The following is a 23933-nucleotide window of genomic DNA, read 5'->3' as shown; positions in this document are numbered from 1 at the left end:
CGTGAGATCGTCCGTTACAGCGCCAGCGCGTGCAGTTTGTGCTGCAGCGTGGCCAGCGCCACTGCGCGGTGGCTCAGGCGGTTCTTCAGGTCGCTGTCCATTTCCGCGGCCGTCAGGCCGTAGGCCGGGTCCAGAAATACCGGGTTGTAGCCAAAGCCGCCATCGCCGCGCGGTTGCGTGGTGATCACGCCTTCCCAGCTGCCTTCGGCGATCAGCGGTTGCGGATCTTCCGGGTGACGCAGCAACACGATCACTGCATAAAAGCGCGCGCTGCGGCGCTCGGCCGGCACCTCGCGCATGGCGTCGAGCAACTTGGCGTTGTTGGCCTGCGCATCGGTCGGGCTGCCCGCATAGCGCGCGCTGTACAAGCCGGGCGCACCGCCGAGCGCATCGACGATCAGGCCGGAGTCGTCGGCCAGCGCCGGCAGGCCGGTGACCGCGCTGGCATGGCGTGCCTTGATCAACGCGTTCTCGACGAAGGTCAGGCCGGTTTCCGGCACGTCCTCCACGCCGAGCTCGCCTTGCGCCACGATGCGCAGCGGCAGGTCGGCGAGCATGGCGCGCAGTTCTTCCAGCTTGCCGGCGTTGCCGCTGGCCAGGACCAGGTGTTTCATTGCTTGGGCTCCAGCAGGTCCCACTTGGTGCCGTACAGATCGCGGAATACCGCGACCGTGCCGTACGGTTCCTCGCGCGGGGTTTCCAGGAATTCCACGCCGAACGCCTGCATCGCCGCGTGGTCGCGCCAGAAGTCGTCGGTGTAGAGAAAATGATCGACACGCCCGCCGGTCTGGTCGCCGATGCGCGCCTGCTGTGCGGCATCGCTTGGCAGCGCGAGCAGCAACGCGGCCTCCTGCGTGCTGCCCGGGCCGATCACCAACCAGCGCTTGCCGTCGCCCAGTGCGCGATCTTCCAGCACCTGGAAGCCCAGCGCGCCGGTGTACCAGGCAATGGCCGCGTCGTAATCGGCGACCAGCAGCGTGGTCAGGGCGATGCGCCGGCTCATCCGGCCAGCGCAGCGCGTTGCAGTGCGAACAGTTCGCCCATGCCGCGTTCGGCCAGGGCGAGCAGCGCATTGAGTTCGTCGCGGCGGAACGCGTGGCCTTCGGCGGTACCCTGCAGCTCGATGAAGCCGCCGCCATCGTTCATCACCACATTCATGTCGGTATCGCAGTCGCTGTCTTCCGGGTAATCCAGATCCAGCACCGGCTCGCCGCGATAGATGCCCACCGACACCGCGGCCACCGCGCCGATCAGCGGGTGCTTCTTGATGTCGCCGCGCTTGAGCAGCAGGTTCACTGCATCGGCCAGCGCCACGTAGGCGCCGGTGATCGCCGCGGTGCGGGTGCCGCCGTCGGCCTGCAGCACGTCGCAGTCCAGGGTGATGGTGCGCTCGCCCAGCGCGTTGCGGTCGACGCAGGCGCGCAATGCGCGGCCGATCAGGCGCTGGATTTCCAGCGTCCGCCCGCCCTGCTTGCCGCGTGCGGCTTCGCGGTCGGAGCGGGTGTGGGTGGAGCGCGGCAACATGCCGTATTCGGCGGTGACCCAGCCTTCGCCCTTGCCGCGCAGGAAGTTCGGTACGCGGTTTTCCACGCTGGCGGTGCACAGCACGCGGGTGTCGCCGAAGCTCACCAGCACCGAGCCTTCGGCATGGCGGGTGAAGGAGCGTTCGATGCGCACCGGGCGCAGCTGATCGGCCGTGCGGCCGCTGGGACGGGAAAAGGTCATGCGATGAGTCCGGAAGTCGGGAGGTGGGTCTTGGCGCCAATGCACGGCGGGCAGCAGCCGGCCTGTATGGGCGGCTAGGGTACCATTCGCGCTTTGACGGTACGGGATTGACGATGATCCGAAGCATGACCGCGTTTGCTGGCGGCGAACGCATCACGCCCTGGGGCACGCTTGGTTGCGAGCTGCGCTCGGTCAACCACCGCTTTCTGGAAGTGGGCGTGCGCCTGCCCGAAGAACTGCGTGCACTGGAGCCGTTGCTGCGCGAGCGCGTGGCAGCCAAGAACAGCCGCGGCAAGCTGGACCTGACGCTGCGCCTGCGCGCGCTGGACAACGCGCAGACGCTGGCAGTCAACGAATCGCTGCTGCACGAGCTGGGTGCACTGGCCACGCGGCTGGACGGGCTGTTTCCCAAGTTGCAGGTGGGCTTTACCGATCTGCTGCAGCTGCCCGGCGTCCTGCAGGTGCAGGACGTGGATGCGCCGGCGCTGCAGGCGCAGGCGCTGGCCTTGCTCGATGAGGTGGTCGACAGTTTTGTGGTTGCGCGCGAGCGCGAAGGCGGCAAGTTGGCCGAGGCGATCAGCGAACGTGTGGACGCGATCGAACGCATCGCCGCCGAGGTGCGCATCTTGATCCCGGTGATTCGCGAGGGGCAGCGCGTCAAGCTGGCTGCGCGCCTGGCGGATCTGCCGCATCCGGTGGACCCGGGCCGCGCCGAGCAGGAACTGGTGCTGTGGTTGCAGAAGCTCGATGTGGACGAGGAGCTGGACCGCCTGTCCAGCCATATTTCCGAAATCCGCCGGGTGCTCAAGCAGCGCGAGCCGGTCGGCCGTCGGCTGGACTTTCTGCTGCAGGAGTTCAACCGCGAAGCCAATACGCTGGGCTCCAAGTCGGTGGACAGCCGCACCTCCAACGCCGCGGTGGATCTGAAGGTGCTGATCGACCAGATCCGCGAGCAGGTGCAGAACATCGAATAGCCGGGATTTGGGGATTCGGGATTCGGGATGGGGCAACTGCACGCCCCTGTTATCTGCGGGCTGGGTCCAATCCCGGTAGCATGTCGACCCCGGTGGTACCGGTCCGCAGCCCGTTCGCGAATCCCGACTCCCCAATCACGAATCCCTGACCTATGCGCGGCACCCTCTATATCGTTGCGGCCCCCTCGGGCGCCGGCAAGAGCAGCATCGTCAACGCCACCCTGGCGCGCGACCCGAAGATCGCCTTGTCGATCTCGTTCACTTCGCGCGCGCCGCGGCCGGGCGAGCGGCATGCCGAGCACTACCATTTCGTCTCCGCCGACGAGTTCCAGGGCATGATCGAAGCAGGCGACTTCTTCGAATACGCGCTGGTGCATGGCGACTGGAAGGGCACTGCGCGGCAGTCGGTGGAGCCGCAGCTGGCGGCCGGTCACGACGTACTGCTGGAGATCGATTGGCAGGGCGCGCGCCAGGTACGCCAGAAGGTGCCCGATGCGGTGAGCGTGTTCATCCTGCCGCCGTCGCGGCAGGCGCTGGACGAGCGCATGCGCAAGCGCGGCCAGGACAGCGAGGACGTGATGGCGCAGCGCCTGGCCGCCGCGCGCGAAGAGATGCTGCATTTCGAGGAATTCGATTACGTCATCATCAACGAGACCTTCGACACCGCGGTCTCGGAGATGTGCGCCATCTTTACCGCCAGCCGGCTACGTCGGCAGGCGCAGCAGCAGCGGCATGCCGGCCTGATCCAGGCGTTGCTGGACTGAGTTGCGGGTGCGCCAGGGCGGGAGCGGCCAGTGGCGATGCCACCGTAGCGACGACGCTGCAGCTGGACATCGGCATTCAGCCGGCACGTCGCCGTGGTTCACAGGCAGGCGGCCGGCCAGGCGTGCGGGGCCGTTCTGCGCACCAGGGCAGCGATGTGGCTTGATCGGTCTGCTCCAAGTGACTGATTCCAAAGCGAACTGAATGACCGCCGGTTGCCCGCCCAGGCGCGCAGGCGTACACTCCGCCCCCTTTCCCTCATTCGATGCGCGGCCGTTGCTGGTCGCCGGGAGCCCGCATGGCCCGCATTACCGTAGAAGATTGCCTGGAAGTCGTGAACAACCGTTTCGAGCTGGTCATGATGGCCTCCAAGCGCGCCCGTCAGCTCGCCAACGGCGTGCAGCCGTTGATCGAAAACGCAGACGCCAGCGACAAGCCCACCGTGATGGCGCTGCGCGAGATCGCCGCCCGCCGGATCGACAACGCGCTGATCGATGAAGTCGAGAAGGCCGAACGCGAGCGTGCCGAGCGCGAAGCGCTGGAATGGGCCGCCGCCGAAGTGGTGGCCGACGAAGACATGTCCAAGAACGACGACTGATCGTCACCGGCCACCGCGGTGGCCGACGCTGTCCGGACAGCCCGCCTTGTGCGGGCTGTCTGCGTTTTGGGGAAGGCGCGATCCGGGATCACTGCCTTTGGGTGACGCGTCTCCGGCTGTCGCGCGCCGTGCCTGCACCCGGTTTCCGCGCCCGCGCATCGCATGCTCCGCGCGACGGCTGCTCCCGATGGTGTCAGCGCTTTCATCGACGTCGGTACGCCGTGCGATCGCTACGGGCGCTCAGCGCGCTGCTACCCGGTCGTGACGTCATCTGGCGGCGCGGTTGCGGCCGCGTGCCCTCGGACCGGCGGGCGGGTCGTCACGCCTTCGCCAACCGCTGCAGGCGCTCGCTGATCGCGCGTGGCGCGCTTTTGTAGTTGACTGCCCACACCTGCGTGCTTTCCCGGCGCGGCTGCCGTTCCAATGCTTTTGACCGGTACTGCAGTGGCTCTCGCGACACCATTCGCCGCTGGACAGCAGGCGCTGGCGCGCAGCAGGCGTCAGCAGTCGTGGTCGGCCAGTACCTGCGCCATCTCGCGCCGCAACTGCCGGTCCAGCGCCTGCATGGCCTGGTACCCGCGCCGCTTTGCGGCATGCAAGCGTGCGATGTCGTCCGGCGTCGCTGCGGTGCTCGCGCCCAGGCCGCTCATCGCCGACATCGCTGCCGGCAGATCGGCAAAACCGCCGCTGGCCACGGCGGCCAGCATCGCGCTACCCAGTAGCACCGGTTCGGCGGTGGCCGCGACCTGTACCGGTACGCCGCAGGCATCGGCCATCAGCTGGCGGACCAGGCGGCTGTGGCTGGCGCCGCCACTCATGATCACGCTGTCGAACGTCACTGCCTGCGCGCGCAGCGCATCGATGATGTCGGCCAGCCCGTACCCCAGGCCGCAGACGCCCGCCACGTACAGCGCTTCCAGGCCTTGCAGGTCGTGGTCGATGGTCAGCCCGGCGATCATCGCGCGGGCGTTGGGGTCGGCATCGGGCGAGCGGTTGCCCAGATAATCCGGCAGCACGTGCAGCCCGCGCGCCAGCACGGCGGCCTGGGATGCAGTGCCAACGCGCGCCAGCACGCGCTCTTCCAGCCATTGCAGCACATCGCGGCCTGCGGCGGTCGCCTGTGCGTTGGCGTCGGCATAGCCAGGATGCGAGCGCACCAGGGTGTCGATTGCGACGCCGGCGGCGGATTGGCCGCCCTCGTTGAGCCACAGCCCCGGGATCAGTGCGGAGCCGTAAGGCCCCCACACGCCGGGCGTGAAGCACGGCGCCTGCGTGCTGGCCAGCACGCAGGCCGAGGTGCCGAAGATATAGGCCAACCGCGCGGTGAGCGGCATCGGCTGACCATCTGCGGACGGGCTGGCGAGCGTGCCGATGGCACCGGCGTGGGCATCGATCAGCGCCGCGCCCACCGCAGTGCCCGCACGCAGGCCCAATTCGTCGGCAGCGCGTGCTGTCAGCCCCTGGCCCAGTGCCGTGCCCGGCGGCACCACGCTGCTGCCGATCCGCGCGGCCGCATCCTCCAGCAGCTCGGCCAGGCCGATGCGTTCGAAGTAACGTCGGCTCCAGCCTCCTTCGTGCTGCACATAGGTCCACTTGCAGGTCACCGTGCACAGCGAACGCGCGGTGCTGCCGGTGGCGCGCCAGCTCAGCCAGTCGGCCAGGTCGAAGAAGTGCGCCGCGCGCGCGTAGCTGTCCGGCAGGTGCTGCTTGAGCCACAGCAGCTTGGGAGTCTGCATCTCCGGCGAAATCTGCCCGCCCACGTAGCGCAGCACCGGCTCGTCGGTGGCGTTGATGGACGCGGCCTGGGCGATGGCGCGGTGGTCCATCCACACGATCACGTCGCGCTCGGCCTGGCCGCTGGGACTGATGCATACCGGCCCGCCGTCGGCGGCTGCCGCCACCAGCGAGCAGGTGGCGTCGAAGCCGATGCCGGCCACCCGCGCGGCGTCCACGCCGGCCTGCGCCAGCGCGCCGCGGATCGCCTGCACGCAGGCCTGCCAGATGTCTGCCGAGGATTGCTCGACCATCTCGCCGGGCAAGTACCAGGTCTGGATGGCGTGGCGCGCGGTGCCGAGCAATTGGCCGCGCGCGTCGAACAGCCCGGCGCGGGCGCTGCCGGTGCCCACGTCCACGCCGATGTAGATCGCCTCGTTGGTCGGTTGCATGATTTACCAGCAGGTATAGCCGCCGTCGGCCAGCACGATACTGCCGGTCATCAGGCTGGCGGCAGGGGAGGCCAGGAACAGCGCTACCGAAGCGATTTCTTCCACTTCGCCCAGCCGCCCCATCGGCGTGCCGCCGATCCAGGCGTCGTACATCGCCGGGTCTTCCTTGACGAAGGCATTGAGTGGCGTGGCGATGTAGGTCGGTGCGACTGCGTTGACCCGCACACCGCGCGCGCCCCATTCGGCGGCCAGCGATTTGGTCAGGTGGTGCACCGCCGCCTTGGAGGCGTTGTAGTAGGCCTGCGCCTGCGGTTTGTTGACGATGAAGCCGGACATCGAACCGACATTGACGATCACGCCATCGCCGCTGTCCAGCATGTGCCTGCCGAACGCGCGGCAGCACCAGAACGTGCCGTTGAGGTTGACGTCGATGACGTTGAGCCAGTGCTCGTCGGTGACCGTTTCGGCCGGGGTCTGGCTACGTGCGATGCCGGCGTTGTTGACCAGGATGTCGACCTTGCCGAACTGCGCGTTCAATGCATCGGCCACGCTGGTGACGCGCGCCGAATCGGTGACGTCCATCTGCACGACCTGCGCATCCAGGCCCTTGCTGCGCAGCGTGGCCAGGCCTTGCTCGGCAACGTCGCCATCGTGATCGGCAATGACCACCTTGGCACCGGCTTCGGCCAGCGCTTGGCAAATCGCCAGGCCGATCGCGCGGCCGCCGCCGGTGACGACCGCCACGCGGCCGTCGAGTTTGAACTTGTCCAGATACATCGGCATATCTCCTGCTGGTCTTGATCGTGGGGGAGTCGCGAAAACGGGGAGGAACAACGCGGGAAGTGGCGCGCTCAGCGCATGGCCTGTTGCTGCGCGTCGAAGCGATGCAGGTGCTCCGGGTCCGGGATCAGGGTCACCGTCTCGCCGATGTGCACGCGCAGATCGCCGGTGCAGCGCGCATCGACCGTACCCACGCCCGGAATGTCCACATAGACGAAGGTGTCGCTGCCCAGATGCTCGGCCTGGATCACGCGGCCCTGCCAGGCGTCGCCGCCGCCGGCGGCCACGCTGCCGCGCTGCACGCGGATATGTTCCGGGCGAACGCCAAGTGTCACTGCGTGGTGGCGCGCGGCCACCTCGCCCTGCAGCAGATTCATGCGCGGCGAGCCGATGAAACCGGCCACGAACACGTTGGCAGGGCGCTCGTACAACTCAAGCGGCGTGCCCACCTGTTCGATACGTCCGGCCTGCAGCACCACGATCTCGTCGGCCATGGTCATCGCTTCGACCTGGTCGTGGGTGACATACACCGCGGTGGTCTTGAGCTGCTTCTGCAGGCGGGTGACTTCCAGGCGCATCTGCACGCGCAGGGCGGCGTCCAGATTGGACAGCGGCTCGTCGAACAGGAATCCCTTGGGCTCGCGCACGATGGCGCGGCCGATCGCCACGCGCTGGCGCTGGCCGCCGGACAACTGCCCAGGCTTGCGGTCGAGGTAATCGGTGAGGTTGAGCACCGTGGCGGCCTGCGCCACGCGCCGCTCGATCTCGGCGCTGGGCACGCGCGCCATCTTCAGGCCGAAGGCGATGTTCTTGCGCACGCTCATGTGCGGATACAGCGCATACGACTGGAACACCATCGACAAGCCACGCCGGGCCGGCGCCAGGCCGGTGACGTCCTGGCCGTCGATGAGGATGCGCCCGCCGCTGACGTCTTCCAGTCCGGCGATCAAGCGCAATAACGTGGTCTTGCCGCAGCCGGACGGACCGACGAAGACCACGAACTTGCCATCGTCGATCTCCAGGTCCGCACCGTGGATGACCTGTGTGTCATCGAAGGATTTGCTGACACCTTGCAGCGTGATGCGTCCCATGAACCACCTATCAAAGTTGAGTGAGCTACTTCACCGCGCCGAAGGTGAGCCCGCGCACGAGCTGCTTCTGGCAGAACCAGCCCAGTACCAGGATCGGCGCGATGGCCATCGTCGAGGCGGCCGACAACTTGGCCCAGAACAGGCCCTCCGGGCTGGAATACGAGGCGATGAACGCGGTCAACGGCGAGGCCTGCGACGAGGACAGGTTCAACGACCAGAACGCCTCGTTCCAGGCCAGGATCACGTTGAGCAGCAGCGAAGACGCGATGCCGGGTACGGCCATCGGCGCCAGGATGTAGAGGATCTCCTTGCCGATGGTGGCGCCATCCATGCGCGCCGCTTCCAGGATGTCCCTGGGGATGTCCTTGAAGTAGTTGAACAGCATCCAGACCATGATCGGCAGGTTGCTCAGGCACAGCACGATGATCAGGCCCAGCTGCGTATCCAGCAGCCCGGAATCGCGGTAGAGCAGATAGATCGGCACCAGTACGCCCACCGGCGGCAGCATCTTGGTGGACAACATCCACAACAGGATGCCGCGCGTGCGCCTGGTGGGCGAGAACGCCATCGACCACGCGGCAGGGATGGCGATGGCCAGCGCGATCAGGGTCGAGCCCAGCGACACCGCCACCGAGTTCCAGGCATGCGCGAAGTAGTCGCTACGTCCCTGCACGGCGACATAGTTTTCCAGTGTCCAGTGGAAGAACACGAAGCTGGGCGGGCTGGAAAACGCATCGACCTCGGTCTTGAAGCTGGTCAGCAGCATCCACAGGATGGGGAAGAAGATCACGCCGCCGACCACCCATGCGGCGACCGTGGTGAGCAGTATCTGCGGCGCGGGAGTGCGACGTGCCATCTCAGGTCTCCAGGTTCTTGCCGACGATGCGCACCAGGAAGATGGCCGCGATATTGGCCAGCACCACGGCGATCAATCCGCCTGCCGACGCGGCGCCCACGTCGTACTGCAGCAGTGCCTGCGAATAGATCAGGTAGGCCAGATTGGTGGTCTGCAGGCCGGGCCCGCCGCCGGTGGTGACGTAGATCTCCACGAACACGGTGAGCAGAAAGATGGTTTCGATCAGCACCACGATGGTCAGCGGGCGCGCCAGATGGGGCAGGGTCAGATGGAAGAAGCGGTCCAATGCGCCGGCACCATCCATCAGTGCGGCTTCCTGCTGTTCTTCATCCAATGACTGCAACGCGGTCAGCAGGATCAGCACCGCAAACGGCAACCATTGCCAGGCCACGATGACGATGATGGAGAACATCGGGTACTGGGTGAACCAGTCGATCGGGGTCAGTCCGACACTTTGCCAAAGCCACGCCAGCAGACCGGACACCGGATGCATCAACAGGTTTTTCCAGATCAGCGCGCTCACCGTCGGCATCACGAAGAACGGCGCGATCAGCATCAGGCGCACGATGCGGCGGCCCACGAATACCTGGTCCAGCAGCAGCGCGATCAGCACGCCGAACACCGCAGTGATCGCCAGCACCGACCCGACCAGCAACAGGGTATTGCCCAGCGAGGACGCAAACGCCGGGTTGCCCAGGAAGTAGCGGTAGTTGCCCAGGCCGACGAAGGTCTTTTCCGGCGTGAGCAGGTTGTAGTTCAACGTGGAAAACCACACCGTCATCGCCAGCGGCACGATCATCCAGGCCAGCAGCAGCACGATCGACGGCGCGATCAGGAACCGTGCGAGTTTTTGTGTTTGATGCGTGGCCATCGGCAAGGTCCAGGGTGAAAGCAGGCAGCGCGCCTGCGATGCATGGCAGCGGCCGATGCGTCGACGCAAGGGTTGGCGTCGAACGCACGGCCGGGTCGGGGGTCAGAAGTTCAGGCTGACCTGCAGGCCGAAGATAGTGGCGTTGTCGCCATCCAGTCCGCCCGGATGACGGATGTACTGCACGCTGGGCATCACTTCGATCCCGCGGCTGACAGCAATGTTGTAGTTGAGCTCGATGGGATATTCGTAGCGCTGTACGCCGATGGCCGCCGCGCCCGCGGGCAGGCGCTGGTTGTAGCGGGTTTGCGCCGCACGCAATGAATCGCTGAGCGCATTGCGGCCGATGGCCACGCCGACGCGGTCGTTGGGGCGCGCAGCGGACAGTCCTTTCCAGAATCCGCCGATGGCCAGCACCTGACCCACCGTGCTGACCTCGTCGTCGGCGTCGATGATGCTTGCGAACAGCCGCAAGCCGCCGCCGGCGCCATTGCTGGTGACCTGTTGTTCAACGTTGGCGTAGAACGCGCGATCGGTGTCTTGCAACGCGGCCGGATCGGTGCCGAGGCTGGTCGGCACGCCCGAGCGGGTGTAGACGCGCGGTTGATCGTTGCTGTTGCGGGTTGCGCCGATGCGGTAGTCGCCATCGATCCCGTTGCCGTAGTCGGGCTTGTACTCCACTTCGGCCACCAGCAGGGTGCCGTGGTCGTCGCCGGAGGTGCCGAGCCTGAGGCCTTGGTCGGTGGATCGGTTCTGCGGGTTGGCATCGTAGCCGCCCACCCGGAAAAACCAGCGTTTGTCCGGGCTGAACGTGACCACGCCGCCCCAGGCACTGAGCGGATCGCCATACCAGTTGTTGCTGATGTAGTTGGAGGAGCCGCCGCTGCAGAAGGTCAGGTGCTGGTAGTTGCAGTTCAGCGCGAAGAAATCGGCGCTGGGATACAAGCGGCCGCCCTTCAGCGTCAGCCTGTCTTCGAACAGGCGCTGGGTCAGCGAGAACTGGGTCAGGCGTGTGACATCGCCGCGTCCAAAGATCTGCTGCGACTGCAGGAGCGTGGGGATGCCTGCGGTGTTATTGATCAACTCGCCATTGCGATTGGTGATCTCCAGTTTGAAATCGGCGCCGGACCAGCCCCACAGCCGTTCCAGGTCGAAGTAGCCGCCCAGGAAGAATTGATCGGCATAGGCAGTGCGCTCGCGCAGCCCGCCGGAGGTGTTGTGTGCGGTCTGGCTGAAGTGCGCCAGCTTGAACTGGATGCCGTCATCGGCCAGCCGGCTGCGCAAGCCGCCCCAGTCGCCGCCGATATGCTTGTCCGGATCGAATGCCTGGGCGCTGGCCTGTGTGCAGGCCATACCGGCGAGCAGCATCGTCAGCGCAGGTGTGGTGTGCCTGATCTTCATCGATTGCCTCGTGGGAAGGTGCGGCGCCGTGACGCCGGAGCATGTCTGTGGCCAGGGGCGGGCCGGGCAGGGAGCCCGGCCCATCGCAGCTGCTCAGCGCTTGGGGTAGCCGGCCCGCTGCATTTCGCGCTCGGTGGCGGCCTGCGCGTTCTTCAACGCGTCATCCACGCTGATCGAGCCGGTGAGCGCTGCGGAAAACTGCTGGCCCACGGTGGTGCCGATCGACTGGAACTCGGGGATGGCCGCGTACTGCACGCCGACATAAGGCACCGGCTTGACCGTGGGGTGATGCGTGTCGGCGCCCTGGATGGCAGCCAGGGTCTGCTTGGCGAACGGGGCGGCCTTGAGGTACTCGGTCGTGGCGTACAGCGACTGGCGCGTTCCCGGCGGAACATTGCCCCAGCCTTCCTTGCCGGCCACCAGCTCGGTGTAATGCTTGCTGGTGGCCCAGGCGATGAATGCTTGCGCCTTGTCGGCCTTTTTCGAGCTGGCGGGGATGGCCAGGTTCCAGGCCCACAGCCAGCCGGTGGTCTTGCCCTTGCCCGCATCCGGCGCCGCGGCAAAACCGACCTTGTCCGAGACCTTGGACTCGCTGGGATTGCTGATGAACGATGCGGCCACCGTGGCATCGACCCACATCGCGCACTTGCCTGCGGTGAACAGTGCAAGGTTCTCGTTGAAGCCGTTGGAGGCGGCACCTGGCGGGCCGGCCTGTTTCATGACATCCACATAGGTCTGCAGTGCGGCCTTCCATTCCGGCTGGTCGAACTGCGGTTTCCATTGTTCGTCGAACCAGCGCGCGCCGAAGGCATTGCCCATCGCGCCGATCAAGGCCATGTTCTCGCCCCAGCCGGCCTTGCCGCGCAGGCAGATGCCGTAGATGCCTGCCTGCTTGTCGGTCATCTTGCGGGCGGCGTCGGCCACGAAGCTCCACGACGGCTGCGCCGGCATGCTCAGGCCGGCCTTTTGCAGCAGGTCGGTGCGGTACATCAGCATCGAGCCTTCTGCGTAGAACGGCGCGGCATACAGCTGCCCCTCGTGACTGACCGCGTCGCGGATCTGCGGGATCAGATCGTCCACCTGATAGTCCGCATCGAAGGTCAGCGGCTTGAGCCAGCCGCGCTCGGCCCAGATCGGCACCTCGTAGGTGCCGATGGTCAGCACATCGAACTGGCCACCCTTGGTGGCGATGTCGGTGGTGACGCGCTGGCGCAGCACATTCTCTTCCAGCGTGACCCACTCGAGCTTGATCTGCGGATGGCTGGCGGTGAACTCCGAGGTGAGCTTCTGCATGCGGATCATGTCGCCGTTGTTGACCGTGGCGATCACCAGGGTGTCTGGCTTAGACGCGGCGCCGCTGTCGTGCGCGCCGCCGCCGCATGCTGCCAGTGTGGCGCTCAGTGCCGCGCAGATCAGGGTCTTGATCGAAGTGTTCATACCGATGCCTCAGCTTGAGGTTGGTTGAGCAAATGCCCGTGTGGTGCGCATATGCCCACGGCCTTGCCGCGCTGTAAAGCACTTTCGATCTTGCAGCGCAGCATCGCGGCGCACGCCAACGCTCCCGCGCATGCCGGGAAATTTCAGCAATGAACTGCCGTCCAGCCCGCCGCGATTGCGCCGCTCAGCTGGCGAGCAAAGCCTTGGCGGTGTGCTCGTCGGTGATCAGGCCGTTGAGGATGCGGCCCTTCAGCGCGGCCTTGATCGGGCCTACCTTGGCGTTGCCCACGGCCACGCCGATCGACAGGCTGGTCGCCGGCATCGGATGCGGCACGCTGGTCAAGCGCAGGTTGGTGCCTGCATCGATGATGTCGCCGGCTGCGGTGAGCGCCCAGCCGATCACCTCGCCCACTGCGCCCAGCCGGATCAGGTCCAGCAGTTCGGTGCGGCTGATGAAGCCATCCACATGCAGGGGCGCGGTCTGATCGAGCTGGCCGACACCGACCAGGCGCAGATCGGCCTTTGCGGCGATCGCGCGGACCCTGCGTACCGCCTCGATGCCCAGCAGCGTTTCGCGTTCTTCCTGCGAGGAAAGAAACACCGGCAGCGGCATCGGGTAGTGCTGCGCGCCGGTCAGGTCGGCCAGGCGGGCCACTGCATCGAACGGGCTGGCCGAGCCGTCCGGGGAAATGTTGCCGACCAGCGAAACCAGCTGATGATTGCGCGTCTGCATCGCCGGAATGCGCTCCACTGCCGCGCGCATGGCACGCCCGGTGCCGATGCCGATGATGCTGGGGGTGTCGCTGCGCAGGGTGGATTCCAGCAGCGCCGCGGCACGTTCGGCGACACCGGTGACCAGGTGCGGGTCGGCCGGGTCGGTGGGCGCGACCTCGCAGTAGCGCATGCCGAAACGGTCCTGCAGCTGCGCGGCCAGATCCATGCAGGCGGCGATCGGATGCTCCAGCCGGAAGGTGATCAACCGCTGGCTCAGGCACAACGACACCAGACGCTGCGCTGTTGCGCGCGAGACCTTGAGCTTGCGTGCGATCTCGTCCTGGGTGTTGCCGGCGATGTAGTACAGCCAGCCCGCCCTGGCTGCGGCATCGAGTCGGCTGGTGTCGTTGTCGGGGGTGGCCATCGTCACATCTGTCTGCGTGGAAGTCTCAGCCTAACGTAGTGCCCAGGCGCTGGGTGCCGATGGCACCCAGTGCTGTGGCGACGGCGGGCATGTCCGCGAACACCTGCGATGCGCCTGCGGCCGCGAGCGACGCGGCGGCGGCCGCCGTTGCGCGGTGATGGCCGCCGCCGGTGAATCCCCAGACCTGCATCCCGGCCGCGCATGCGGCCAGCACGCCGCTGGGGCTGTCTTCGATCACCAGGCAGGACACGGGCGACACGTGCATGCGTGCGGCGGCGAGCAGGAACAGATCCGGCGCAGGCTTGCCGCGGGCGACCAGCTCGGCGGTGTAGATGTGCGCGCCGAAACGACCGGCCAGGCCAGTGACCTGCAGGCACAGACGCACCCGTTCCAGATGGCTGGACGAGGCAACGCACCGCGGTGTCTGCAGTGCGTCAAGCAGCATGGCCACGCCCGCCATCGGCTGCAGTTCGCTGGCAAAGCGCGCCAGCAACGCGGCGGTGAGGTCGCGCTCGAAGGTATCCGGCAGCGTCCGCCCCAGCGTCTGCACATGCGCGCGCACGCTGCCCAGGCTGCGCCCGAGGAAGTGCTGCTGAACCCCGTCGATGTCGATGTCCACGCCGTGGTACTGCAGTGCCTGGGCCAGGACCGCGCAGGCCAACGGCTCGCTGTCGACCAGCACGCCGTCGCAGTCGAAGATCAGCAGGTCGGGGGGAGCGAGCATGGGTGGGTCCCTGGAGTGGCGCAGCCCGAGTGTAGCAGCCGGGTAAATGTCGCTTGGCTGGGCAAAGTTGCAGGCTGCGCGTTAAGGGCCGCTGCGGCTGGCGCGGGGCGCCGGTACAGCGGCCCATCGCAGGCGGCCGGCCTGTCCGCAGTGCATGCCGCGTTGCCGCAAACCGGCCACTGGCATAGTCTTCGCGCATGAACCCAGGCCCCACTGCCCAGGCGACCGTGGCGACGTCCCCGTCTTCCGACCCGGCCATCCCCGACTACGTCCTGCACCTCGAGCGCGCTGCCAGCTACCTTCCCAAGGAGCAGCTGCCGATCCTGCGCCGTGCCTGGGAAGTCGGTGCCACCGCGCATGCCGGCCAGACCCGCAAGTCGGGCGAGCCCTATATCACCCATCCGGTGGCCGTGGCCGGCGTGCTCGCCGAGCTGGGCCTGGACATGGAATCGCTGATCGCCGCGATCCTGCACGACACCATCGAAGACACGCCGCTGACGCGCGAAGAGCTGGCGTCCGAATTCGGCGAAGCGGTGGCCGAGCTGGTCGATGGCGTCACCAAGCTGGACAAGCTCAAGTTCCGCGACCGCCAGGAAGCGGCGGCCGAAAGCTTCCGCAAGATGCTGCTGGCGATGTCGCGCGACCTGCGCGTGATCATGATCAAGCTGGCCGACCGCCTGCACAACATGCGCACGCTCGGCGCGCAGAGTACCGAGGCGCGCGGCCGCATCGCGCGCGAAACCCTGGAGATCTACGCACCCATCGCCCAGCGCCTGGGCATGAGCCTGATCAAGTCCGAGCTGCAGAACCTGGGCTTCCGCGCGCTGTATCCGTGGCGTCACGCCATCATCGAAAAACATATCCGCAGCCAGCCGGTGGTGCGGCGCGAATCGATGGCGCAGGTGGAAGTGCAGCTGTCGCAACGACTGGCCAAGGAGGGGCTGGAGCATCGCCTGGTCAGCCGCATCAAGACTCCCTGGAGCATCTATTCCAAGATGCACGAAGAGAACAAGTCCTTCGACCAGGTGATGGACGTGTTCGGCTTCCGGCTGGTGGTGCGCACGGTGGCCGATTGCTATCACGCCCTCGGCGCGGTGCATGCCACCTTCAAGCCGCTGGACGGGCGCTTCCGCGATTTCATTGCCATTCCCAAGGCCAACGGCTACCAGTCGTTGCACACGGTGTTGTTCGGCCCTTACGGCTCGCCGATCGAAGTGCAGATCCGCACCGAGGAGATGGACCTGATCGCCGAACGCGGCGTGGCCGCGCATTGGACCTACAAGGTGGGCTCTGCCTCGCCCAACAGTGCGCAGAGCCGCGCGCACGACTGGATCGTGGAGCTGATCGACTCGCAACGCGCCGCCGGCTCGTCGCTGGAATTCCTGGACAACGTCAAGGTGGATCTGTTCCCGGACGAGGTCTACCTGTTCACGCCCAAGGGCAAGATCCTGGCGTTGCCGCGCAACTCCACCGCGCTGGATTTCGCCTACGCGGTGCACACCGATGTGGGCAACCGCGCGGTGGCCTCGCGGGTGGACAAGAAACTGGTGCCCTTGCGCACCAAGCTGGTCAGCGGGCAGGCGGTGGAAATCATCACCGCACGCTCGGCCACGCCCAAGCCGCAGTGGCTGGAGTTCGTGGTCAGCAGCAAGGCGCGCACCGCGATCCGCCACCAGCTCAAGCAGCTCGAACACGAAGATGCCGTGCAACTTGGTCATCGCATGCTCGACCGCGCGTTGGAGGCGATGGACAGCTCGCTGGAGCGCCTGCCCAAGGGCCGGCTGGATGCCTTCCTCAACGAACACCGTTATCCGCGGCTGGAAGCGCTGCTGGCCGATGTGGCGCTGGGCAACTGGATGCCCACCCAGGCCGCACAGGCCTTGATGGCGTACGCGGAGTTGCGCGGCGGCGGGCATTCCAAGCACTCGCACGAAAAGATCCTGATCGACGGCAGCGAGCGCGGCGTGATCAGCTTCGCCAACTGCTGTCAGCCGATTCCCGGCGACGAGATCATGGGCTATCACACCGCCGGCAAGGGCATCGTGGTGCACCGGCTGGATTGCCCCAACCTGGCCGAGCTGCGCAAGTCGCCCGAGCGCTGGGTGCCGATCGATTGGGACTCCAACGTCACCGGCGACTACGACACCGCGCTGGTGGTGGAAGTGGAAAACCGCACCGGCGTGCTGGCGCAGTTGGCCGCGGCGATCGCGCAGAGCAAATCCAATATCGAACGTGTGGATTACCTGGACCGCGACTTCAATGCGGCAGTGCTGCGCTTCAACATCCAGGTGCGCGACCGCCGCCACCTGGCCGAAGTGATGCGCCGGCTGCGGCGCCTGCATGTGGTGCAGAGCGTGGGGCGTCAATAGGTCGCAGCGGGACTTTGCCATGCGCCCCAGCAGGCCGGTTGATCGGCTTGTGCGACGGCGCGTGCCACGAAAATGCAGTGCATTGATCGATTTGGTGTAGTGCTTTGCAGTGCGAACGAAGCGGCCAGTGTTGCGCACTGCGTCGATCGTGAGTTGCGCTGCAAGCGAAACGTGAGCGCGGCTTGCTCACGACGTCAGGAACTGCGCGCCCCTTGCGGGTGATCGCAACCAAGGTGATATCAGCACTCGACGTGGCATGCACCGCGCTCAGACCGGGGCGCAGTCTCGGTTGGACGTGCAAGGCATGCACCGCACCCGCTTTCAGGACACCCCGGCGCGCACGCGAGTCGGCCAAGGTCGACGCAGAATCTCTCTGAGCGGCGCATCATTGCGTGACGGTGGCGGTGGGCGCTCCTGCTTGAACAACGCGCTTGCGGACCTCAGGCGATCAAACGGCGCAGTGCAGGGTTGTCGTTGTCCTGCTTCCATACCAGATGCAATTCCACCGGCGTGGCCGGCGCCTCATCGCGCAGCGGCAGGTACACGATGCCGGCGTAACGCAGGCCGCTGGCGCCTTCGGGCACCAGCGCCATGCCCATGCCGCCGCGTACCAGCGCCAGCACCGAATGAATCTGGCTGACGTACTGCACCGAGCGCGGCGCGATGCCGCGCGCACCGAACAACTGCGCCAGCAGATCGTAGAAATAACGCGCCTCGTCCGGTGCGTAATTGACCAGCGGCTGGCCGTGGAAATCCTGCAGACGCAGGCTGTCGCGGTGCGCCAGCGGCGAGTCTTCCGGCAACGCGGCGATCAGCGGTTCGCGTGCCACGCAGCGGCTGTGCAGGCCCTGGCGCTGGATCGGCGGGCGCAGCAGGCCGATATCCAGCCGGCCTGCATCCAGCGCGTCCAGTTGCGCCAGGCTGACCATTTCCTTCAGCTGCAGGTCCACATCCGGCGCCTGTCTGCGCCAGCGCGCGATGGCCTCGGGCAGGAAGCGGTAACTGGCACCGGCGGTGAACCCCACCGACACGCTGCCGGCATCGCCGGTGCCGATGCGGCGCGCGCGCAGGCCGGCGTTCTCGGCCATGCGCAGGATCGCGCGCGCTTCGGCCAGCAAGCTGCGCCCGGCCTGGGTCAGCCGCACATGCCGGCTGTTGCGCTCCAGCAGCGCGGTGCCGACGCTGTGCTCCAGCAGCTGGATCTGCCGGCTGAGCGGCGGCTGGGTCATGTTCAGGCGCTCGGCGGCGCGACGGAAGTGCAGTTCGTCGGCAACGGCGACAAAGCAACGCAGTTGCTGCAGATCGAACATGGGGGCGGGCCTCGCATGGCAAAACACATGAATTGGATGCTGCACCCGCAACATCCTTCCGCCACCAGCGCGAATGAATAGGCGGTGCCAAGCCAGGAGCCCGGCTGACGGGCGCAACCGGCCATAATTACGCAGTGTCGAAAAAGCGTTGCAAAGCAGCCATTTGCGGCGCACTACGTCGCCTGATGATGCGATTGATTCAACTTGTGAATCAAACAATACGTCCTTTGGTTTGGACCGGCAACGATCTGCATTTCTAGGATCAACCGCATCCCCCGCCCAGGAGCGTTTGTCCGATGAGCAGCAGATACACCCCGTCCGAAATGGCCCAAGCGCTTGGCGCCGGGCTGTTGTCGTTTCCGGTGACCCATTTCGATGCCGACCTGGCCTTTGACGAATCCGCCTACCGCAGCAATCTGGACTGGCTGTCCTCGCACCCGGCCGCCGGGCTGTTTGCCGCCGGCGGCACCGGCGAGCTGTTTTCGCTGACCTTGGACGAAGTGAACCGCGCCGTGCGCGCGGCGGTGACCCAGACCGCCGGCCGCATGCCGGTCATCGCACCGGCCGGCTACGGCACCGCGATCGCCGTGGAGATGGCGCAGGCTGCCGAGCGCAATGATGCCGACGGCATCCTGCTGTTTCCGCCGTACCTCACCGAGTGCGATGCCGATGGTGTGGCCGATCATGTCGAGCGCGTCTGCAAGGCGACCAGGCTGGGCGTGATCGTCTACGGCCGCGCCAACGCCAAGCTCGACGATGTGACCCTGTCGCGTGTCGCCGAGCGTTGCCCCAACCTGGTGGGCTACAAGGACGGCATCGGCGATGTGGATCGCATGACCCGCATCTACGCACGCCTGGGCGACCGATTGCTCTACGTGGGCGGACTGCCCACCGCCGAAACCTTCGCGCTGCCGTATCTGGAAATGGGCGTGACCACCTATTCGTCGGCCATCTTCAATTTCCTGCCCGAGTGGGCGTTGGCGTTCTATGCGGCGGTGCGCGCGCGCGACCACGCCAGCATCTACCGCGAGCTCAACGACTTCGTGTTGCCGTACACCGTGCTGCGCAATCGCCGCGCCGGTTATGCGGTGTCGATCGTCAAGGCCGGCATGCGCGCGGTCGGCCGCCCGGCCGGTCCGGTCCGCACGCCGCTGGCCGACCTCAGCGAGGACGAATTCGCCCAGCTCAAGCACCTGATCGGAGGACGTCGCTGATGCACACCATCCAGGGCCAATCGCTGATCGGGCAGCGCGACGTGCGCGGCGCAGGGGAGGAATTTCATGCGGTGGATGCGGCCAGCGGCGCGGCATTGCAGCCGGCGTTCGGCTCGGCGAGCGCACAGGATCTGGAGCAGGCCTGCGCGTTGGCACAGGCGGCGTTCGATCGTTACCGCGAAGTGACGCTGGACGCGCGCGCAGTCTTCCTGGAAACCATCGCCGAGCAGATCCTGGCACTGGGCGATGCCTTGATCGAACGCGCCATGCATGAAAGCGGCCTGCCGCGCCCGCGCCTGGAAGGCGAGCGGGGACGCACGGTGGGGCAGCTGCGCCTGTTCGCCAACGTGGTGCGCGAAGGAAGCTGGCTGCAGGCGCGGATCGACCCGGCGCTGCCGCAACGCACGCCCTTGCCGCGCGCGGATCTGCGTCAGCGGCATATCGCGCTGGGGCCGGTGGCGGTGTTCGGTGCCAGTAATTTCCCGCTGGCATTCTCGGTGGCCGGTGGCGATACCGCCTCGGCACTGGCGGCCGGCTGCCCGGTGGTGGTCAAGGCGCACGGCGCGCATCCGGGCACTTCGGAACTGGTGGGCCGTGCGATCCAGGCGGCGGTGGCGCAATGCGGCCTGCCCGAGGGCGTGTTCTCGCTGCTGTTTGACGCCGGCATCGAGATCGGCGCGCAACTGGTGGCCGACGCACGCATCAAGGCGGTGGGTTTCACCGGCTCGCGTGCCGGCGGCATGGCGCTGGTCAAGATTGCCGCGGCACGCCGCGAGCCGATTCCGGTGTATGCGGAGATGAGCGCGATCAATCCGGTGTATCTGTTGCCGCAGGCGCTGCAGGCACGCGCGTCCGACCTGGGCAAGGCGTTCGTCGGCTCGCTCACCCTGGGCAGCGGGCAGTTCTGCACCAATCCCGGCTTGCTGCTGGCGATCGATTCGCCGGCGCTGGATGCGTTTGTCGCCTCCGCAACGCAAACGCTGCAGGCGGTGTCGCCGGCAGCGATGCTCACCGCAGGCATTGGCCAGGCCTACGCGCAAGGCGTGCAGCGTCTGGCCGCGCATCCGCAGGTCAGCACGCTGGCACGCGGCGGCGCGGCGGAAGCCGGGCGCTGCCCGGCGGCGTTGTTCGGCACCGACGCCGATGCATTCCTGGCCGATGAAGCGCTGCAGGCCGAAGTCTTCGGCGCCTCGTCGCTGCTGGTGCGTTGCAGGGACATCGAACAGCTGCGCGCGCTGAGCGAGCACCTGGAAGGCCAGCTCACCGCCACCTTGCACATGGAGGCCGGCGATACCGAACTGGCCGCCGCATTGCTGCCGGTGCTGGAGCGCAAGGCCGGGCGCATCCTGGTCAACGACTGGCCCACCGGCGTGGAAGTCTGCCACGCGATGGTGCACGGCGGCCCGTTCCCGGCCACCTCCGACAGCCGCAGCACCTCGGTCGGCACGCTGGCGATCGATCGCTTCCTGCGCCCGGTCTGCTATCAGGATCTGCCGCCGGCGCTGTTGCCTGCCGCCGTCGCGCACGACAACCCGCTCGGGCTGTGGCGACGCGTGGATGGCGTGCTGGGACACGACTGACAGCTGCCGCGGCAACGATGCCTGAGGCGTGCCGGAGGAGGGTCCGGTACGCCATCTGCAGGCGCAACGTGGAGTACCGAAGCGCAGTGCGCTTCCATCGTCATAGGTGAGGAACGATGATGGCTATCGATTCAAAAACAGTCGGTTCAACGACGGTTCCGCGCAGGCGCTACCTGATCTTGCTGATGCTGTTCGTGGTGACCACGATCAACTATGCCGATCGCGCCACCTTGTCCATCGCCGGCTCCGCGGTCCAGGATGCGCTGGGCATCGACGCGCTGCAGATGGGCTTCATCTTTTCTGCGTTCGGGTGGGCCTATGTGGCCGGGCAGATTCCCGGTGGCTGGTTGCTCGATCGCTTCGGCTCGCGGCGCGTGTACGGCCTGTCGCTGCTGATCTGGTCGTTGTTCACCGCCCTGCAGGGCTTTATCGACTGGGTGCCGGTGACCTGGGCGGTCACCACGTTGTTTGTGCTGCGCTTTCTGGTCGGCATTGCCGAAGCGCCGTCGTTTCCGGGCAATAGCCGCATCGTGGCGGCCTGGTTTCCCACCGCCGAGCGTGGCCTGGCTGCGTCGATCTTCAATTCTGCGCAGTATTTCGCCACGGTGGCGTTTGCGCCGCTGATGGGCTGGCTGGTGCATGCCTGGGGCTGGGAGCATGTGTTTCTGGTGATGGGCGGCGTGGGCGTGCTGCTGGCGCTGCTGTGGCGCAAGACCATCTATGCCCCGCGCGAACACCCCCGCCTGAGCGCGCAGGAACTGGACTACATCCAGCGCAACGGCGCGCTGGTGGACATGGAGCAGGGCAACAAGCCGGGCAGTCAGCCCAAGGGCACGCAGTGGCATTACGCCAAGCAGCTGTTGTGCAACCGCATGTTGCTGGGTGTGTACATCGGCCAGTACTGCATTACCACGTTGACGTATTTCTTCCTGACCTGGTTTCCCGTGTACCTGGTCAAGGAGCGCGGCATGTCGATCCTGGAGGCCGGCTTTGTGGCGTCGTTGCCGGCGGTGTGCGGCTTCATCGGCGGCGTGCTGGGTGGCTATGTGTCCGACCGCATGGTGCGGCGTGGCTACTCGCTCACCGTCTCGCGCAAGACGCCGATCGTTGTCGGCATGTTGATGTCGGTGACGATGATCGGCTGCAACTATGTGCAGGCCGAATGGATGGTGGTCGGGCTGATGGCGCTGGCCTTCTTCGGCAAGGGCATCGGCGCACTCGGCTGGGCGGTGGTGGCCGATACCTCGCCCAAGGAAATCGCCGGCCTGTCCGGTGGCCTGTTCAATACCTTCGGCAACATCGCCGGCATCACCACGCCGATCGTCATCGGCTACATCGTGTCCACCACCGGCACCTTCGAATGGGCGCTGGTGTTCGTCGGGCTCAATGCCTTGCTGGCGGTGGTGTCCTATCTGGTGGTGGTGGGCGAAATCAAGCGCGTGGAACTCAAGGCGCCGCCCGGCGGCCCGTCCATGCCCGTGCCCGCACCGCTGTGACCGTCCTGGGAGACTTTCGATGACTATCCACACCGCACCTGCAAGCATCGGCGCCACGCCGCGCATCACCGACATCCGCGTGGTGCCTGTCGCCGGGCAGGACAGCATGCTGCTCAACCTCAGTGGCGCGCACGCGCCCTACTTCACCCGCAATGTGCTGGTGCTGCGCGATTCGTCCGGACGCACCGGCGTGGGCGAAGTGCCTGGCGGCGCGGCGATCGCCGGCTTGCTGCAGGAAGCCGCGCCGCTCATTCGCGGCCGCTCCATCGCCGAGTATCAGCGCATCCTCAATCAGGTACGCACCGCCTTTGCCGACCGCGACAGCGCCGGCCGTGGCCTGCAGACCTTCGATCTGCGCATCACCATCCATGCGGTGACGGCCATCGAATCGGCGTTGCTGGATCTGCTAGGGCAATTCCTCGACCAGCCTGTCGCTGCCTTGCTCGGTGAAGGCCAGCAACGCAGCGCCGTGGATGTGCTGGGCTATCTGTTTTTCATCGGCGACCGGCGCAAGACTGCGCTCGACTACCGCGACGGCAGCGGTGCCCGCGATGACTGGGAGGCTGTGCGCGACCAGGAAGCCTTGACGCCGGCATCGGTGGTGCGGCTGGCCGAAGCGGCCTACGAAAAATACGGCTTCCGCGATTTCAAGCTCAAGGGCGGCGTGCTGCGCGGCGAGGAGGAGATCGAGGCGATCCATGCGTTGCACGCGCGGTTTCCGCAGGCGCGCATCACCCTCGACCCCAATGGTGCGTGGTCGCTGGATCAGGCCATCGCTCTGTGCCGCGACATGCATGGAGTGATGGCCTATGCCGAAGACCCGTGTGGTGCGCAGGATGGCTATTCCGGGCGCGAGATCATGGCCGAATTCCGTCGCGCCACCGGCCTGCCGACCGCCACCAACATGATCGCCACCGACTGGCGGCAGATGGGCCATGCCATCCAGTTGCAGTCGGTGGATATCCCGCTGGCCGACCCGCATTTCTGGACGTTGCAGGGCTCGGTGCGGGTGGCGCAACTGTGTCGCGACTGGGGCCTGACCTGGGGCTCGCATTCCAACAACCATTTCGATATTTCGCTGGCGATGTTCACCCATGTCGCGGCTGCAGCGCCGGGGCAGGTGACCGCCATCGACACGCACTGGATCTGGCAGGACGGCCAACGCCTGACTCACGACCCACTGCAGATCGTCGGCGGCCAGATCCAGGTGCCGGCAAGGCCGGGCCTGGGTGTGGAGCTGGACATGGACGCGCTGGAGGCCGCGCATCGCACCTACCAAAGCCTGAGCCTGGGCGCGCGCGATGACGCCGCCGCGATGCAGGCGCTGATCCCCAACTGGACCTTCGACAACAAGCGGCCCTGCCTGGTGCGCTGAAGCGCCCCGATGCCTGCTGCCGGAGCGCCGGCAGCAGCGCATGACCGCCAGTTCACCGCAGGTGGAGAAC

Annotated in this window: 21 protein-coding genes; 8 read left to right on the top strand and 13 right to left on the bottom strand. The window is 66.6% G+C overall.

All coding sequences use genetic code 11. The features are described 5' to 3' along the window. Positions 1-14: 14 nt before the first annotated feature. From rdgB to rph, 3 genes are read right to left on the bottom strand one after another with little or no spacing between them, the layout of a single operon-like run. Entirely contained in the window at positions 15-614 is a 600-nt protein-coding gene (gene rdgB / locus FHY18_RS14280) for an RdgB/HAM1 family non-canonical purine NTP pyrophosphatase (RefSeq protein WP_259156274.1), read from the bottom strand. Then, on the bottom strand, positions 611-1003 hold the full coding sequence (locus tag FHY18_RS14275; RefSeq protein WP_259156272.1) for a VOC family protein: 393 nt from the start codon (positions 1001-1003) through the stop codon (positions 611-613). Before FHY18_RS14275 ends, rdgB begins: the two co-directional genes overlap by 4 nt. After that, positions 1000-1725 (bottom strand): ribonuclease PH, encoded by a 726-nt coding sequence (rph, locus tag FHY18_RS14270; RefSeq protein ID WP_259156270.1) that lies wholly within the window; start codon positions 1723-1725, stop codon positions 1000-1002. Before rph ends, FHY18_RS14275 begins: the two co-directional genes overlap by 4 nt. A 113-nt stretch (positions 1726-1838) precedes the next feature. On the opposite strand from rph, the gene FHY18_RS14265 reads away from it, so the two are divergent. The 3 genes from FHY18_RS14265 (at position 1839) to rpoZ (ending at position 4059) form a co-directional block, all read left to right on the top strand. Continuing rightward, positions 1839-2699, top strand: coding sequence for a YicC/YloC family endoribonuclease (locus FHY18_RS14265; protein WP_259156268.1), 861 nt, complete (start codon positions 1839-1841; stop codon positions 2697-2699). A 152-nt stretch (positions 2700-2851) separates the two neighbouring features. Further along, positions 2852-3463: a guanylate kinase gene (gene gmk, locus FHY18_RS14260; protein WP_005996765.1), complete on the top strand. Its 612-nt coding sequence runs from the start codon at positions 2852-2854 to the stop codon at positions 3461-3463. Positions 3464-3759: 296 nt separating this feature from the next. Next, positions 3760-4059 carry a DNA-directed RNA polymerase subunit omega gene (gene rpoZ / locus FHY18_RS14255; protein ID WP_002812428.1) on the top strand — a complete coding sequence of 100 codons (300 nt, stop codon included), beginning with the start codon at positions 3760-3762 and terminating at the stop codon, positions 4057-4059. Positions 4060-4559: 500 nt separating this feature from the next. Here rpoZ and FHY18_RS14250 read toward each other — a convergent pair whose 3' ends face one another. The 9 genes from FHY18_RS14250 to FHY18_RS14210 all read right to left on the bottom strand — a co-directional run bounded on the left by FHY18_RS14250 (position 4560) and on the right by FHY18_RS14210 (position 14519). Continuing rightward, positions 4560-6224 carry an FGGY-family carbohydrate kinase gene (locus tag FHY18_RS14250; RefSeq protein WP_259156171.1) on the bottom strand — a complete coding sequence of 555 codons (1665 nt, stop codon included), beginning with the start codon at positions 6222-6224 and terminating at the stop codon, positions 4560-4562. Positions 6225-6227: 3 nt separating this feature from the next. After that, entirely contained in the window at positions 6228-7001 is a 774-nt protein-coding gene (locus tag FHY18_RS14245; protein ID WP_115007404.1) for an SDR family oxidoreductase, read from the bottom strand. A gap of 74 nt (positions 7002-7075) precedes the next feature. Next, positions 7076-8095, bottom strand: coding sequence for an ABC transporter ATP-binding protein (locus FHY18_RS14240; protein WP_259156169.1), 1020 nt, complete (start codon positions 8093-8095; stop codon positions 7076-7078). Between the two features lie 25 nt (positions 8096-8120). Beyond that, on the bottom strand, positions 8121-8951 hold the full coding sequence (locus tag FHY18_RS14235; RefSeq protein WP_259156167.1) for a carbohydrate ABC transporter permease: 831 nt from the start codon (positions 8949-8951) through the stop codon (positions 8121-8123). Between the two features lies 1 nt (position 8952). Next, a complete protein-coding gene (locus FHY18_RS14230) occupies positions 8953-9822 on the bottom strand; it encodes a sugar ABC transporter permease (protein WP_259156165.1) in 870 nt (289 codons plus the stop codon). Between the two features lie 102 nt (positions 9823-9924). Further along, positions 9925-11220: a carbohydrate porin gene (locus FHY18_RS14225; protein ID WP_259156163.1), complete on the bottom strand. Its 1296-nt coding sequence runs from the start codon at positions 11218-11220 to the stop codon at positions 9925-9927. A gap of 93 nt (positions 11221-11313) precedes the next feature. Continuing rightward, the gene (locus tag FHY18_RS14220; RefSeq protein WP_259156161.1) at positions 11314-12657 is read right to left on the bottom strand and encodes a sugar ABC transporter substrate-binding protein; all 1344 of its coding nucleotides are present in this window, start codon (positions 12655-12657) and stop codon (positions 11314-11316) included. A 184-nt stretch (positions 12658-12841) separates the two neighbouring features. Continuing rightward, positions 12842-13795 (bottom strand): sugar-binding transcriptional regulator, encoded by a 954-nt coding sequence (locus tag FHY18_RS14215; protein WP_259156160.1) that lies wholly within the window; start codon positions 13793-13795, stop codon positions 12842-12844. Positions 13796-13820: 25 nt separating this feature from the next. Further along, the gene (locus FHY18_RS14210) at positions 13821-14519 is read right to left on the bottom strand and encodes an HAD family hydrolase (RefSeq protein ID WP_259156159.1); all 699 of its coding nucleotides are present in this window, start codon (positions 14517-14519) and stop codon (positions 13821-13823) included. Between the two features lie 197 nt (positions 14520-14716). Between FHY18_RS14210 and FHY18_RS14205 the strand changes: the two genes are divergently transcribed. Continuing rightward, positions 14717-16888 (top strand): bifunctional (p)ppGpp synthetase/guanosine-3',5'-bis(diphosphate) 3'-pyrophosphohydrolase, encoded by a 2172-nt coding sequence (locus FHY18_RS14205; RefSeq protein WP_046962862.1) that lies wholly within the window; start codon positions 14717-14719, stop codon positions 16886-16888. Between the two features lie 440 nt (positions 16889-17328). Here the strand turns inward: FHY18_RS14205 and FHY18_RS14200 are convergent, their stop codons facing one another. Next, on the bottom strand, positions 17329-18198 hold the full coding sequence (locus FHY18_RS14200) for a LysR family transcriptional regulator (RefSeq protein WP_259156158.1): 870 nt from the start codon (positions 18196-18198) through the stop codon (positions 17329-17331). Positions 18199-18494: 296 nt separating this feature from the next. Here FHY18_RS14200 and kdgD point away from each other — a divergent pair, with 296 nt between their 5' ends. From kdgD to gudD, 4 genes are all read left to right on the top strand, one after another. Further along, the gene (gene kdgD / locus FHY18_RS14195; RefSeq protein ID WP_259156157.1) at positions 18495-19412 is read left to right on the top strand and encodes a 5-dehydro-4-deoxyglucarate dehydratase; all 918 of its coding nucleotides are present in this window, start codon (positions 18495-18497) and stop codon (positions 19410-19412) included. Then, the gene (locus FHY18_RS14190; RefSeq protein WP_259156156.1) at positions 19412-20992 is read left to right on the top strand and encodes an aldehyde dehydrogenase (NADP(+)); all 1581 of its coding nucleotides are present in this window, start codon (positions 19412-19414) and stop codon (positions 20990-20992) included. Before kdgD ends, FHY18_RS14190 begins: the two co-directional genes overlap by 1 nt. A 116-nt stretch (positions 20993-21108) precedes the next feature. Then, positions 21109-22488 carry an MFS transporter gene (locus FHY18_RS14185; protein ID WP_259156155.1) on the top strand — a complete coding sequence of 460 codons (1380 nt, stop codon included), beginning with the start codon at positions 21109-21111 and terminating at the stop codon, positions 22486-22488. A gap of 19 nt (positions 22489-22507) precedes the next feature. Next, complete coding sequence (gene gudD, locus FHY18_RS14180) at positions 22508-23863, top strand: glucarate dehydratase (RefSeq protein WP_259156153.1); 1356 nt, start codon at positions 22508-22510, stop codon at positions 23861-23863. Positions 23864-23933 lie beyond the last annotated feature (70 nt).

Origin of the sequence: Xanthomonas sp. 3793 (assembly GCF_024806835.1) — a bacterium.
GTDB lineage: Bacteria > Pseudomonadota > Gammaproteobacteria > Xanthomonadales > Xanthomonadaceae > Xanthomonas > Xanthomonas arboricola_F.
This window is presented reverse-complemented; position numbering and strand designations above follow the sequence as displayed.

What these genes read in the sequence shown, in the direction of transcription:
- rdgB (WP_259156274.1), bottom strand. Translation starts at nt 614, where the DNA reads ATGAAACACCTGGTCCTGGCCAGCGGCAACGCCGGCAAGCTGGAAGAA.
- FHY18_RS14275 (WP_259156272.1), bottom strand. Translation starts at nt 1,003, where the DNA reads ATGAGCCGGCGCATCGCCCTGACCACGCTGCTGGTCGCCGATTACGAC.
- rph (WP_259156270.1), bottom strand. Translation starts at nt 1,725, where the DNA reads ATGACCTTTTCCCGTCCCAGCGGCCGCACGGCCGATCAGCTGCGCCCG.
- FHY18_RS14265 (WP_259156268.1), top strand. Translation starts at nt 1,839, where the DNA reads ATGATCCGAAGCATGACCGCGTTTGCTGGCGGCGAACGCATCACGCCC.
- gmk (WP_005996765.1), top strand. Translation starts at nt 2,852, where the DNA reads ATGCGCGGCACCCTCTATATCGTTGCGGCCCCCTCGGGCGCCGGCAAG.
- rpoZ (WP_002812428.1), top strand. Translation starts at nt 3,760, where the DNA reads ATGGCCCGCATTACCGTAGAAGATTGCCTGGAAGTCGTGAACAACCGT.
- FHY18_RS14250 (WP_259156171.1), bottom strand. Translation starts at nt 6,224, where the DNA reads ATGCAACCGACCAACGAGGCGATCTACATCGGCGTGGACGTGGGCACC.
- FHY18_RS14245 (WP_115007404.1), bottom strand. Translation starts at nt 7,001, where the DNA reads ATGTATCTGGACAAGTTCAAACTCGACGGCCGCGTGGCGGTCGTCACC.
- FHY18_RS14240 (WP_259156169.1), bottom strand. Translation starts at nt 8,095, where the DNA reads ATGGGACGCATCACGCTGCAAGGTGTCAGCAAATCCTTCGATGACACA.
- FHY18_RS14235 (WP_259156167.1), bottom strand. Translation starts at nt 8,951, where the DNA reads ATGGCACGTCGCACTCCCGCGCCGCAGATACTGCTCACCACGGTCGCC.
- FHY18_RS14230 (WP_259156165.1), bottom strand. Translation starts at nt 9,822, where the DNA reads ATGGCCACGCATCAAACACAAAAACTCGCACGGTTCCTGATCGCGCCG.
- FHY18_RS14225 (WP_259156163.1), bottom strand. Translation starts at nt 11,220, where the DNA reads ATGAAGATCAGGCACACCACACCTGCGCTGACGATGCTGCTCGCCGGT.
- FHY18_RS14220 (WP_259156161.1), bottom strand. Translation starts at nt 12,657, where the DNA reads ATGAACACTTCGATCAAGACCCTGATCTGCGCGGCACTGAGCGCCACA.
- FHY18_RS14215 (WP_259156160.1), bottom strand. Translation starts at nt 13,795, where the DNA reads ATGGCCACCCCCGACAACGACACCAGCCGACTCGATGCCGCAGCCAGG.
- FHY18_RS14210 (WP_259156159.1), bottom strand. Translation starts at nt 14,519, where the DNA reads ATGCTCGCTCCCCCCGACCTGCTGATCTTCGACTGCGACGGCGTGCTG.
- FHY18_RS14205 (WP_046962862.1), top strand. Translation starts at nt 14,717, where the DNA reads ATGAACCCAGGCCCCACTGCCCAGGCGACCGTGGCGACGTCCCCGTCT.
- FHY18_RS14200 (WP_259156158.1), bottom strand. Translation starts at nt 18,198, where the DNA reads ATGTTCGATCTGCAGCAACTGCGTTGCTTTGTCGCCGTTGCCGACGAA.
- kdgD (WP_259156157.1), top strand. Translation starts at nt 18,495, where the DNA reads ATGAGCAGCAGATACACCCCGTCCGAAATGGCCCAAGCGCTTGGCGCC.
- FHY18_RS14190 (WP_259156156.1), top strand. Translation starts at nt 19,412, where the DNA reads ATGCACACCATCCAGGGCCAATCGCTGATCGGGCAGCGCGACGTGCGC.
- FHY18_RS14185 (WP_259156155.1), top strand. Translation starts at nt 21,109, where the DNA reads ATGATGGCTATCGATTCAAAAACAGTCGGTTCAACGACGGTTCCGCGC.
- gudD (WP_259156153.1), top strand. Translation starts at nt 22,508, where the DNA reads ATGACTATCCACACCGCACCTGCAAGCATCGGCGCCACGCCGCGCATC.